Source organism: Serratia sp. BNK-12 (assembly GCF_047456085.1).
Taxonomy (GTDB): domain Bacteria; phylum Pseudomonadota; class Gammaproteobacteria; order Enterobacterales; family Enterobacteriaceae; genus Serratia; species Serratia liquefaciens.
In genome coordinates this window covers 71,379-84,186 of record NZ_CP179896.1, presented here as the reverse complement: position 1 = coordinate 84,186, position 12,808 = coordinate 71,379, and the positions used below count along the sequence as shown (strand labels likewise).

Genomic DNA, 12,808 nt, shown 5'->3' with positions numbered 1-12,808 from the left:
CTATGCTTAATATCCGGTTCACCCTGTTGGGCAGCGATAACTTTTATCAGCTCGGACTGCGCCTGCTGGTAGAGGATTACCTCCATAACCTGAATGCAAGCAGCCGCGGCGCCTCGGCCGATTTGCTAAATATGGAGCCGATAGAAATCGTCTTCCGCACGCTGGAAGACAGCTGCGGCTGTGCCCGCTGCTACCAGAGCCCTTATCAGACGCCGCGCCATCGGCAAATGACCGTGCTGATCCTCAACGACCGAGATGCTCACTACGAGCACAAGCATCCGGCGCTGTTTAGCATTAATCGGCGCGATGATGATGCCGTCGTTCGCGCAAAACTGCAGCTGGCGCTGGAGCGCTTCTGCCAGCAGCCCTGGGTCGCCCTGCACGCCAGCGGCATCTGGAAATGCCGACAGTGCCGTATTGCCGCCCTGAGCAGCTGCGAAAAGAAGGTGCTGAAGCTGATGAGCTCCGGCATGTCCGCCTGTACCATCGCCGGTATGCTGCAGCGCAGCCAGAAGACCATCAGCGCCCATAAGCGCTCGGCGATGCGCAAGCTGAACGTCCACAAAAGCATTGAATTGAACAAGATGCTGCTGAATCAATTGGGATTGAACTGAGTGGCCGGCGCAGTCAGGCCGGTGCGAATTTACGCTGCAGGAAAATTTCCGCCAGCATGCACCGCGCCCCGCCGCCGCCCAGATCCTCAATGATATCAATAGGTCCAAGCGCCAGGCGCGCATAGCTGCCGATCAGCGTTTGCTGCTTCGGGGTGAAATGAGCCCAGGCCCGGGTGGACATGGCGTAAACCGGGTGGCCGTCTTTGGCGCGCAGCTCCAGCACGTTGCACGCAAAGGCCTCCATCTGGGCAAAACTGACATCGATAATGGTTTTTCCGCTGCGTGTGAGCGAGACGATCAGCGCACTTTTTTGCGTTTCGTTGCGAATGCTTTCAAGGCAAACAAAGGCATATTCCGCACCGACGCTCAGCATCACGTTGGTGTGATAGATGGGCCGATTATGGCGGTCCGCAGCCTCGAACCAGACAATCTGGTAGCCGGAGTGTCGTTCAAATTCGCGGCCTACCTCCGGCGAACTGCGTGAAGACCGGCAGGCGTAAGCCAGCTTATGCCGGTGATCCAGGATCAGCGATCCGGTACCCTCCAGAAAGCGCCCCGCCAGTTCGTGGGCGGAAAGATCAATTTGCCGTTCAACCACAAAATCATTGGCGAGCTGCGTGATAATGTCCTGGCGGCGCTCCCGTCGTCGGTTCTTCGCTTCCATCGGAAAGGTGAACAGGCTGCCGTCCCCCAGCAGAGCAATCCAGTTATTGGGAAATAACGCATCCGGCGTTTCCTGCCCGCCAGTATCCTCTATCACCGTAACGTCAATACCGGCTTGCGTCAGTGCGTCGACGTAATCATTGAAGGCAGTTAATGCCAACGTTGCCTGATTTTCATTATGTTCCGTGATTTTTTGAAAGAAGTTGCTGTGCCGGGTTTCTTGATTGGCGGCGAAGCCGAATGGCCGCACCATAAAAACGGATTGGGTGGTTTGCATGATGTTTCTCACAGGGTTCGGGATAGCGACGCCGCCCTATTATGGAAAATCAATTTGACGCCAAACAGTGTGATAACTGGCTAAATTGCTCTATATTTTTACAAATCGCCACTTCAAACCGAAACTTTGCCACCATGAACGATACCGACCGCCAAATCCTCGCGCTGCTGCGCGAAAATGCCCGTAGCTCGGTGACCGAACTGGCCAATAAGGTCCGGGTATCACGCGCTACGGTGCAAAAAAGAATTGAGGCGCTGGAGGCGCAAGGGATCATTACCGGCTACACCATCCGTGTAAAACCGGGGGTGGAACATAACCGCATCCGCGCCTGGATGTCCGTGGCGGTCGAAGGCACCAAGGCGCAAAGCGTGTTGCAACAGCTGCGCGGCGAGCCCGCGGTGTTTACCCTGCACACCACCAACGGCAAGTGGGATATTTTGGTGGAGATCCGCACCGACAGCCTGGAGAACTTCGACAAAATCCTGGGGCGAATTCGGCGCATTGCCGGCATTTCCAGCACCGAAACCAGCATCCTGCTGTCGACACACAAGGCCTGACTTAAGGTTTGTGCTGATGGAACATCGCCGCGAGCATTTCCACGATCAATGCCGCGTAGCGGTTATCGGGATCCAGATCCGGGTCGAATACCGATACCGTCATGCCGCAGCACAGCGGATTTTGCAGCAGCTTAGCCCCGATATTTTCCAGCCAAAGACGATCGATACCGGGGCTGCCGGGGGAATCCACCGCCGGCATCACGGCCTGATCCAGCACGTCCACATCAAGGTGCAACCAAAATCGCCACGCTGGCTCGGCGGCCAGCATCTGGTCGATATGCCGTATAATTTCCGCCCTGCCCATCAGGTTGGCGGCAAAAACATCGATACGCGTGATGGCAGTCTGATTGATATCCGGCCAGGCGAAGTCCGCGTCGCGGCACTCTCGCTCACCCAATTGTAAAACCTGGCGATCCGGTACCAACGGCCCCACCACGCCGGGCCATTCGGTCAACAACGCCTCCCCGCGGCCGGTTGCCAATGCCAGATCCATCCCCGCCACCGCGCCCAACATCTGCTGAGGGTCGTAGTTGCCGGGATGACGAAAGTCGCTGTGCCCATCAATGTGCACCAGCGAAAGTGGCCCTGCGCGGCGCGCCCCCGCCAGCGCGCCCAACAAAATTGAGCAGTCACCGCCAATCACCAGCGGGAAGTCACCACGCGCTTGCACCGCGGCCACCTCTGCAGCCAGCTCTAAATTGAAAGCGCGAATGGCATGGCCATTCCGTATGCGGGTGCCCGAGGGGGCCAGCGGAGAATAGGTCGGCGACACTAACTCATGGATGGCCTCAGCCGCCAGCCGTTGAGCCAACCCCTGTGCCATCAGCGCCTGTGGCGCTCGCCAGGTACCGGGGATATGGCCGGGCCACAGAGGGCGCAGCCCCAGATTGGTCGGGGCCAGAATGATCTGCATGCGGGTCACCTAATGAAAAACTCTCTTCAAGCCAGCTTAGCCTATGAGTCGGTTTTCGCCTCACGGCATCAGGAAACAGGCTGCGGTATTGCCACGATAAACCGGCTCTATGCGTTTTCTGCCTCGCCCATTAAAGCAAGAGGTGCCTTTTTACGCCTGTCCTTGGCCGTTTGCCGCTTTAGTTCGCGGGTTACCATGACCGTTTATGCGTTTATCGGTAACAGGACAAGGTGCTTGGCAGTGGGAAAACCCTTTTTACGCAGTGGCCGTTTGGATGATGTGCTTGCATTGGGCGAGAATGGACAGCCGGTTTACGCCTGCGCGTTGCAGCTGCGGGAAACTCTGCGCATTCGTCAACAGCAGCCGGCCGCTGATTGTCTGGCTATCCCGCAACCTAACGAGGCGGGCACTCACATTGACTGGTACTCGCCTTTCCCTGGAAAAGTCACCTCCTGGCTGGCAGCGAACGAGGCTCAACGCGCTCAGGCGGTGCACCTGTTGGAGCGCAGCCTGGCAACCTTCAACGCCCTGATCGCCGAGACACAGACGACCGACCATCCCAGCCAACGCCTTTTCGGCGCCTTGTTAAGCAAGGCGATGCAAATACCCGATCCCAACCATGTTTATCTGGTCGACGATAAACCGGTGCTGACCTTTTGGGGCTTTATCAGGCCACAGGCACAGTGTCAGGACGATCCGCTGGCCTGCCTGCGCCCAGCCGAAGAGCCGGCAGAAAAACCGACGCCAATTGCCGCCAGTCCGCGCGTAGAGGTGGCCCCCGAGCCTCAACCTGCTGCGGAACCCGCATCCCTGACGCCAGAAATTATCCCCGCGCCGGTGCGCCGGCCGTGGCGCCGCTATGTGTGGATGGCGCCAGTGATAGCGATCATGGCCTTGCTGGCGGGTTGGCTGAGCCAAACGAATCCCCCACCAGCCACATCTCCGGCGGTGCTGGTACCACCACCTTCGCCTGTCGGTGTCGCCAAGCCGATCCCCACGCTGCATCTGCCATTGGCACACGCCACGCTAATGCCGCCGCCGCCCGTCCCGGTGGTGTTGCCGCCGGCGGACAAAAATTCGCTGGTACTGCCAGCCGAAGCGGTCAAGGCCGGCTCCACCCGTTTTCTCAACGGCAGATGGCGCGCGACGGTGGCGTTGAAAGATCCGCTGACCGGCAAACGGCCCAGCCTGCAATACCGTCTCAATAACGGCAAAGGCACCGCCAGCATCACCTACGGCGACGCCATCACCTGCCGGGCGCCGATAGAGGCCGGGCTGATGCAGTCAGGCAATCTGGTGATCAACAGCCGCACCAAAGCGCGTTGCAGCGACGGCAGCCGCTACCCACTGCCGGAAATCGTCTGCAGGCAAAATGAGACCGGCCCGGCGGAATGCACCGGCCGTTACGCTGCGGACACGGTTTATCCCATGACGTTAAAGCGCGAGAGTAAATGATGCTGGCCCCCCTTACGGACTATAAAAACGCCATTACGCTGATTCAGGACAGCGGCATCCAATTTCTGGACTTTGCCCTGACGCCGGTTTTGGATGCCGATTTTCCGGGCAAGTTTGTCCGCCAGACGGCGAGTGGCCCACTTTTACGCCTGCAGTGGCATGCCGACAGCGGCAAATACCTGTTGCCCGCGCAGCCGGGGCAGGTCGATGAAGTGGTGCGCCCTGAATTCAGTTATCCCCTGCAGCAATCTTTGCGGCTGTTGGATAAGACCTGGCTGCCACTGCCGTTCTTTCGCTACACCCCTTCCGGGGCGTTTCTGGCCGGGCCGGAGAACTGGGCACGCATGCAGCTCCTTCAGTTGGACACCCCCGATCAGGACGGCAACTCGCTGCGGGTGGTGCTGGCATTCGATACCCGTATCGCGACGCCAGGCCTGGAGGCGTTAGCCCCGAGCGAAAGCGATCTCGACACCGGACTAAGCTTCGCGCTGGCCCACCGCAATCACGATCTGGGCGAGTTTCTCGATCTGACCTGGGTGGACGGTTGGCTGCGCGAAGTCTTTACCGAAGGCGCCACCACGCTGGAACAACGTGCCGAAGCTCAGATCTACACCGGGTTGAAAACTTTCGAATATCAGGCGCACTACCTTAACGTGTTGAACATGCTCGGCGACCAACTGGCGGTGCCGCAGATAAAGATCATCGCGGCTACGCTGCAGCAGCCCGCGGTCAACGTGGACGTGATTCTGGACGTCGGCAACTCCCATACCTGTGGCGTGCTGGTCGAAGACCATCCGGAAGAAAGCAACGGCCTGAAGCAGACCTATGAACTGCAGCTACGCTCGCTCAGCGCGCCGCACTGCGTGTACAACGAACTGTTCGAAAGCCGGGTCGAGTTTTCTCAGGTCTCGTTCGGCAAACCCGGCCTCTCGTTCCAGAGCGGGCGCGACGACGCCTTTGTCTGGCCTTCCATCACCCGCGTGGGCCGCGAGGCCGCACAGCTGGCGCAACAACGGCAGGGCAGTGAAGGCACCACCGGTATTTCCAGCCCCCGCCGCTACCTGTGGGACGAAGAACGCTATGCGCCTGGCTGGCGTTTTAACGGCAAGCAGGAGCCGATGGCCACCGCCGCTCCCTTGACCACCCTGTTAAACGATGAAGGCGTTCCGCTTTCTGCGCTGCCGTTAGCGGAACGGCTACCGGTATTCGCCGCCCATTACAGCCGCAGCGCGGTTATGACGCTGATGCTGACCGAGTTGCTGGCGCAGGCGCTGATGCAAATCAACAGCGTCGCCCAACGGGCAAAAATGCCGAATGCCACCGCCCCGCGCCGCCTGCGAACTCTCATCCTGACATTGCCTTCGGCGATGCCGAAACCGGAACGGGAAATTTTCCGCCGCCGTATGCAGGAGGCGATTGGCCTGGTGTGGAAAGCCATGGGCTGGCACCCGCTGGACGCACCGTTCGACGGCAAGCAAACCCGCTTCCCCGTTCCGCAGGTGCACATGGAATGGGACGAGGCGACCTGCGGCCAGATGGTTTATCTGTACAACGAAACCCAGGTGAACTTCGCCGGCCGTACCGACGCCTTTTTTGCCAGCATGGCCCGGCCGGATCGCCCTTTGGCAGCCGATGAACCGGCAGGAAAAACGCTGCGTATCGCCTCCATCGATATCGGCGGCGGCACCACCGATCTGGCAATCACCCAGTACAGGCTGGACGATGGCGTAGGCAATAACATCAAGATCAACCCTCGCCTGCTGTTCCGCGAAGGCTTTAAAGTCGCCGGTGACGATATTTTGCTGGACGTGATCCAGCTGTTTATCTTGCCCGCCGTGCAGCAGGCTATCGAGGACGCTGGGGTCGCGGCCCCGGTGGCCGTGATGGATAAGCTTTTCGGCAATGAAGGCCGCATGGACGGATTTTCCACCCTGCGCCAACAGGCCGCGCTACAGATTTTCATGCCTGTCGGGCGTGCGTTGTTGGCAGCCTATGAGGATTACGACCCGCTGGATGCCCAGGCCGAAGTGGCCGCCAGCCTGGGCGATCTGTTACCTCAAGCCCCAACCCCGCAAGTGCTGGCGTTTATCAACGGCGAGATCCAGCGCGAAACCGGCACTTCTTCTTTCGATATTTTGCACACGCCGCTGGTCGTCCGCCTGGGTGACTTGCACAGCGCCTTCTTGTCTGACCGGATCGGCATTGGCCGCTGCCTGCGGCTGCTGTGTGAAGTGGTGGCGCTGTACGCCTGCGATGTGTTGCTGCTGACCGGCCGCCCGGCACGTTTCCCCGGCGTCCAGGCCCTGCTGCGCCATCTGCAGCCGCTGCCCGCCAGCCGCATCTTGCCGCTCGAGGGCTATCACACCCGCAGTTGGTATCCGTTTAACAAGCGTGGGCGTATCGATAACCCCAAATCCACCGCCGCCGTGGGAGCGATGCTGTGCCTGCTGGCCATCGACCTGCGCCTCGAGAGTTTTTACTTCAACGTTGGGGATTTCCAGCCCTATTCCACCGTTCGCCATCTGGGCATGCTGGACGGCAATAACATGCTGGCGGACGATAACGTCTACTATCGCGATATCGATCTGGATCGCGCCGATTTTGCGCTGGATCCCGCCGGCTGCTTCCAGTTGCGCGGTCCTTTGCGCCTTGGGTTCCGTCAGTTGGACAACCCGCGCTGGCCGGCATCGCCGTTATATACGCTGACCATCACCGATCCCCTGTTGGCACGCAAGCTGGCTGGCGATGCGGTCATCAGCCTGCGGTTGGCCATTACCGGCAGTGAAGCGCAAGGTGCCGAGGGCGTTAAAATTGCCCAGGCCATGCTGGCCGACGGCAGCCCGGTTCACGCACATCAGCTACAGCTTAAACTCAATACCCTGGCTGCCAGTGCCTCTGGTGCAACCCATTACTGGATCGACAGCGGGAGCATTTATCAACGATGAAACCTATCACTTCAGACCCGATAAACCGCCTCAGCGACGGAATTATCCAGGCCATTGACTGGGTCGCCGGCGCACGGCAACAGTCCGCTCGCCTGGACCGGGAAGCCGATAACCTGACGATCCGTTTGCGCCGCAGCTATAATCAGGCGCGGAAGTTGGACACCGCCACACCTCACCGCGTCGCCATCGGCCTTTATGGTCATAACGCGGCTGCCAAAGCCCACCTCTTGGCGGCATTGGCCCCCGGCGCCGCGCTGCTTTCAGAGGATTGCCCGCTGGCAGTACGCTACTGCGCGCCCGCCGTCGTAACATCCCCAGCTTATCCGGTGAGCATCACCTTGCTGGATAACGCGCAGTTGCTCGCCATAACGGCCAGTGCAGTATTGATGAACGGCTTTCGCCCGGATGGAGACGCACGAGCCATTGCCGCACACCTGAATACATTGGAACGCCATCGCCAGCCCATGGCGATTGACGGCATGGACAGCAATGCCATCGTGGCGCTGTGGGACACTCTTCGTCACCACGGCGGCAAATGGCAACAGGCGCTGGACCGCCACTTCTGGCCGCAGGCCGTCTCATTGGCCCCCTATCTGAGCATTGACGACCGGGCCCGCCTGTTCGCACCGCTGTGGGGTGAAGACCCGGCGCTGACCATGCTCTATCGTCAGTTGGCGCATAGCCTCCAGACGCTGGGCTGCAGTGAACGCGTACAGGCCGCTCTGCAAGCTTTGGATCCCGATACGGGTATTCAGCATGCCCACGCGGTCACCACGCCAGCCGAGGTGAAACTTTCTGTAATGACAGAAAACGGCGCCGTCGTGGATGTCGCGCAGGCCGATCTCGCGTGGTTAGCTGCCGAAGTGACAACACCTCTGCCCGCTGGGCTGCCCGTCGACACTGAGCTTCTCGACATTCCAGCCAGCCTCCGTCGTTCAGAAGGCGATCTGACATGGCGTATGCAACAGGCCAAACGCGTCAATCTGCTGACCCACTACGCCGATAATCTACAGACCAGTCTGTTGCTGGTCAGCGATGCCGCCGGCACGCCACAGGAGGCCAGTCGAACCGGCCATGCGCTGGCCTATTGGGTTAAACGCACCCAGGGGGAAAGTGCTGCGGTACGCAGCCGTCGTAAGCCCGGTTTAATCTGGGCAATCACGCCGTTCGACGCGTCGCGCGAAGGGAAAGCCCGCCCCGACGACGCCGTTCAGCGCTACGTCGGTGAGCCCGGCGACAGTTGGGCCACCCTGTTGGCCATGGATGAACGCGACTGCCGCCGCATGACGGACTATTTGATGGCGCAGGCGCGCCCGGCATTGAAACAAGCGCGCATTCAGGAACTGCAACAAGAATTGCGGCGTGAGCTGAGTGAAAGCCTGCTCGGCAACTGGCTTGCCGCTGCGGATCCGCAGCGTGTGCAACAGCGTAGCCAACAACTGCTGCGAGCCTTGCAGGCGCAGGCTGGAGCGCATGGTGAATTGCTGGAATGGCTGTTGCCGCAGCGCGACAGGCTACGCCAACTCTTCGTGCAGCAACAGCATGCTTCACCGGCACCGACTGTCGCCGCACCGCCGTTCGATATGGAGATCGACCTGTTTGGTGAGGAAGATAGCGCCGCGACCGGCTCGGTGGAACATGGGCGTTCTTCCTTTGCCCAAAAGGTATTCGCCGACTGGGTTAACCATCTGCGTTGCCTGCCGGACAATGCCCAACTGCTGACCCTGTTGGGCGTCGAAAAACCGCAGCTGGAACTGCTGGTCGATGCGCTGATTAGCGCCGCCTGCCGTCTGGAGATTGACGCAACGCTGGAGCGCGCATTGGCTGCAGGTACCCTGCCGGAACAGGGGGAGGATCGTCAGGTCAGCCAGGCGCTGACGGTATTGAGCGATTTCGTTGCCTGGCTGGGCTTCCAGCAGCGCGAGGCGGCTTTACGCCCCGCCAGCCGCATCAATCCCGGCCAGCCAATCTTTACCCCACCACCGCAGCCCGCGGTCGACTGGGGCAATCAGCAGCGCTTGACCAAACTGGCGCCCACGCCGGCGAAAAATGCCGCCTTCTATATCTACGACTGGCTGGTCGGGCTGCAGCGGCTGCTGGCGGAAAATGCGCAGGCGGGCTCTACACTCGCAGCCGCGCCGCATGCCGCGCTGGAAGCCATAGTGGCAACCCTTGCCGGCAATGACGGGCACTGACAAATTCAGGTAGGGCCACGTAACTTAGTGCAGGTAACGACGCTGCAACGTGAAAGGCGACGGGTATATTATACTGATTAATTATCCGTCGATCTGAGGACATCAGCGTGCGCCCATTCAGCCTGAAGAAAATCGATCACCTGGTACTGCGCGTCACCGACCTGGAAAAAAGCCTTCAATTTTATACCCAGATACTGGGATGTGAAATCGCCAGACGGCGTCCCGATCTGGGGCTGGTGCATCTGCGCGTCGGCGTTTCCATGCTTGATCTGGTCGACGTCGAGGGCGTGCTGGGTAAAAAAGGCGGCCAGCATCCCGATGCTCGCCAGCAGAATGTCGATCATTTCTGTTTGCGCATCGAACCTTTCAACGAGGGCGAACTGTTAGCGTATTTGCGATCGCAGGGGATCAGCGTTGATCCCCCCGAATCCCGATTTGGCGCAGAGGGCGACGGGCCGTCTCTCTATTTCACCGATCCAGACGGCAATCGCGTGGAGCTGAAAGGCCCAGCGGCGTAGCGTCGCAAGGATATTCCGCAGTATTGAATGATTGGTTCCCGCCGCCGGCTTAACCCTATTGCCTGATACCGTGCAGCGCCATCAGCGCCTCGACGCAGGGCTGATGCTCAGCCACCCACCTGCGCGCCGTATTGTGCTGCTCCCACTTGATGTCCGTCAGGTGCGCCATGTCAAAACGCGGCATATCCTGCTGATCCAACGGATAAAGGTGCGGGCGTACGATTTCAAACATCGCCTGCCCGCAGGCTGAGATTGCCGCGATGACTTCGGGATCCTGCGTGGCAAGATCCTGTTTGAAGTAAAACCGGAAAGGATAAGCCGATGCAGGCGGCTGGACATGCCGGGAATCCAGCCCCAGGCTGCTGAGATAGGTATGCGTAAGCGAAGGAGCTTGCTCATTTGCGCTACGGGGGATCATGATCACCGGATAACTTTCCAGTACGCCGGTCTTGGGCGAGTCTTGCTTGAAAATAGAGTTGAAGAACGCCTGATCGACCGGAATTTCCGACGTATCCATGCCATTTTCAAGCCGATCGCGATAATACTCGCGCATCTGCGAAGAGAACATCACGCCGTAGCCGCTTTTTCCTGTGGGTTGAATATCGATTTTGAGGAAATCGTAAACAGGTAATGCCTGGCTATCCGCTTCATGTTCCGCACGGCAAAAAACCGACAAATACGACAATTGCAATGAGGCAGTGGGCAGCGCAGAAGGATAATTGGTTTTAAACAGCGTATTGGCGCGGTTCAGGAACCAGGTCAGGGCTTCTGGACCACTGTGTGCCAGATCGTTGATATTGTTATAGCGCAGGAAACCATTGGCGTGGTTTTTTAATTCTGTAACCTGAAGTTCTGGGGTAATAGGTATTTGCCGAACAAAGAAAACGCCATTCATAATAATTTCTCACTCGAAAACATGAAAAATAATTATAGATGAGGTTTTTCACTCGCTGTAAATAATAAAAATCAGGTTATCCACCATTAATTAAATCAATTTAGACAGAATAATTAAACTAAAAATAATACCAAAAAACTTGATTTACAAATAATTTAAATACCGCTAAATACAATAAATTGAATATCGACGGATTACTCTGTTTCGTGCGGTACGCATGATTTATTTATCGGTCTTACACCATAATTTTATTTGCTGCGTCGGTTCCGCCCGACGCAGCAAATGCCGGCTTTTACATCATCCCGGCAGAAATTATTGCTTTTGAGCCGCCAGCGCCTGAGCGCAAGCCCAGGCAGAACTCCAGGCCCACTGGAAGTTATACCCCCCCAGCCACCCTGTCACATCCACCACTTCGCCAATAAAGTACAGGCCCGGCACCTTGGCGGCCTCCATGGTCTTGGAGGACAGCTCTTTGGTGTCGACACCCCCGAGCGTCACTTCCGCCGTGCGGTAGCCTTCGGTACCGTTGGGTTGTACGCGCCAATTCTGCAAGATTTCCACCAACGCTGCCTGCTGCGTCGGGTTCAGTTGCTTTAATGTCGCTTCCGGCAGTTGGCCCAAGGTCTGCAAACATTCCACCAACCGCTTCGGCAGGTGCAGCGCCAGGGTATTTTTCAGGCTTTGATTAGGGTGTGCCTGACGTTGCTCATTGAGGAAGCCCGCCAGATCAAGCGTAGGAAGTAAGTTAACACTCACAAACTCACCGGGCTGCCAGTAGCTGGAAAGTTGCAATACCGCCGGCCCGGACAGGCCACGATGGGTAAACAGTATGCTTTCGCGGAAGCTGACGCCGTTTTCTGCGGTGATCACTGCCGGCACAGAGACACCAGACAGGGTCTGCAAATGCTCCAGCAGCGGTTTATGCAGCGTAAAAGGCACCAGCGCGGCGCGCGTCGGCAATACCTTCAGGCCAAACTGCTCCGCCAGCTTATAGCCGAACGGCGTCGCGCCCAGGCCCGGCATCGACAATCCACCGCTGGCCACCACAAGTGAGCGAGCGCTCACTTTCTCACCATTCAGCGCCAGTTCGAAGCCTTCTGCGATTTTTTCTACGCCCAGCACTTCGCTGCGCAGGCGTGTCGTCACCTGACCCTGCTCGCACTCTTTCACCAGGAGTTCGACCACCTGCTGCGCCGAGTCGTCGCAAAACAGTTGCCCCAGGGTCTTCTCGTGGTAGGCGATGCCATGACGGTTGATCAGATCGATAAAGTCCCACTGGGTGTAGCGTGCCAGCGCAGATTTGCAGAAATGCGGGTTATTCGACAGATAAGCGGCAGGCTCCGTGTACATGTTGGTAAAGTTACAGCGTCCGCCGCCGGACATCAGGATTTTGCGCCCCGGTTTTTTGCCGTTGTCGAGCAGCAGCACCCGGCAGCCGAGTTGCCCTGCCTGCGCCGCGCAAAACATGCCCGCTGCGCCCGCACCTATTACCACGACATCAAACTGTTCCACCTGCGCCTCTCTGAATAAAAACCACAATCGCGACAAAAGGCCGCTATTTTACGCCGTATCGCTACCGGTAACCGACAACTTTACGGCGGCAGATTGTAAAGCCATGCCGCCCTCAACGCCATAGTAAGAAAATATTACAGCGAGACATTCAGCATAACGCGCTGATATTTCATGTATTTGTCATACCAACGCCATCATTTCGTCATATCGAAATCAAAAAAACGTCATATTTTCCTTTTCCCCGGCCCCGGTTGTCACTGATAA

General features: G+C 58.3%; 10 protein-coding genes. 6 read left to right on the top strand and 4 right to left on the bottom strand.

The features are described 5' to 3' along the window. The first annotated feature begins 2 nt into the window (after nucleotides 1–2). Entirely contained in the window at nucleotides 3–614 is a 612-nt protein-coding gene (locus tag ACMGG1_RS00340; protein WP_122080418.1) for a helix-turn-helix transcriptional regulator, read from the top strand. Nucleotides 615–627: 13 nt separating this feature from the next. On the opposite strand, the gene ctlX is transcribed toward ACMGG1_RS00340, so the two are convergent. Further along, nucleotides 628–1,554 (bottom strand): citrulline utilization hydrolase CtlX, encoded by a 927-nt coding sequence (gene ctlX / locus ACMGG1_RS00335; RefSeq protein ID WP_400827776.1) that lies wholly within the window; start codon nucleotides 1,552–1,554, stop codon nucleotides 628–630. A gap of 134 nt (nucleotides 1,555–1,688) precedes the next feature. On the opposite strand from ctlX, the gene ACMGG1_RS00330 reads away from it, so the two are divergent. Further along, complete coding sequence (locus ACMGG1_RS00330; protein ID WP_041415738.1) at nucleotides 1,689–2,111, top strand: Lrp/AsnC family transcriptional regulator; 423 nt, start codon at nucleotides 1,689–1,691, stop codon at nucleotides 2,109–2,111. A 1-nt stretch (nucleotide 2,112) separates the two neighbouring features. Here ACMGG1_RS00330 and ACMGG1_RS00325 read toward each other — a convergent pair whose 3' ends face one another. Next, nucleotides 2,113–3,024: an arginase family protein gene (locus tag ACMGG1_RS00325; RefSeq protein WP_400827778.1), complete on the bottom strand. Its 912-nt coding sequence runs from the start codon at nucleotides 3,022–3,024 to the stop codon at nucleotides 2,113–2,115. A 240-nt stretch (nucleotides 3,025–3,264) separates the two neighbouring features. On the opposite strand from ACMGG1_RS00325, the gene ACMGG1_RS00320 reads away from it, so the two are divergent. From ACMGG1_RS00320 to ACMGG1_RS00305, 4 genes are all read left to right on the top strand, one after another. Further along, on the top strand, nucleotides 3,265–4,479 hold the full coding sequence (locus tag ACMGG1_RS00320; protein WP_400827780.1) for an SrfA family protein: 1,215 nt from the start codon (nucleotides 3,265–3,267) through the stop codon (nucleotides 4,477–4,479). After that, nucleotides 4,479–7,424 (top strand): virulence factor SrfB, encoded by a 2,946-nt coding sequence (locus tag ACMGG1_RS00315; RefSeq protein WP_400827810.1) that lies wholly within the window; start codon nucleotides 4,479–4,481, stop codon nucleotides 7,422–7,424. Before ACMGG1_RS00320 ends, ACMGG1_RS00315 begins: the two co-directional genes overlap by 1 nt. Further along, a complete protein-coding gene (locus tag ACMGG1_RS00310; protein ID WP_400827782.1) occupies nucleotides 7,421–9,619 on the top strand; it encodes a virulence factor SrfC family protein in 2,199 nt (732 codons plus the stop codon). The genes ACMGG1_RS00315 and ACMGG1_RS00310 overlap by 4 nt, the downstream gene beginning before the upstream one ends. Before the next feature lie 107 nt (nucleotides 9,620–9,726). Continuing rightward, on the top strand, nucleotides 9,727–10,137 hold the full coding sequence (locus tag ACMGG1_RS00305) for a VOC family protein (protein WP_130016908.1): 411 nt from the start codon (nucleotides 9,727–9,729) through the stop codon (nucleotides 10,135–10,137). 55 nt (nucleotides 10,138–10,192) lie between these two features. On the opposite strand, the gene ACMGG1_RS00300 is transcribed toward ACMGG1_RS00305, so the two are convergent. Both ACMGG1_RS00300 and ACMGG1_RS00295 read right to left on the bottom strand, forming a co-directional pair. After that, the gene (locus ACMGG1_RS00300) at nucleotides 10,193–11,032 is read right to left on the bottom strand and encodes a putative oxygenase MesX (RefSeq protein ID WP_130016909.1); all 840 of its coding nucleotides are present in this window, start codon (nucleotides 11,030–11,032) and stop codon (nucleotides 10,193–10,195) included. 312 nt (nucleotides 11,033–11,344) lie between these two features. After that, complete coding sequence (locus ACMGG1_RS00295) at nucleotides 11,345–12,544, bottom strand: NAD(P)/FAD-dependent oxidoreductase (RefSeq protein ID WP_128865299.1); 1,200 nt, start codon at nucleotides 12,542–12,544, stop codon at nucleotides 11,345–11,347. Nucleotides 12,545–12,808 lie beyond the last annotated feature (264 nt).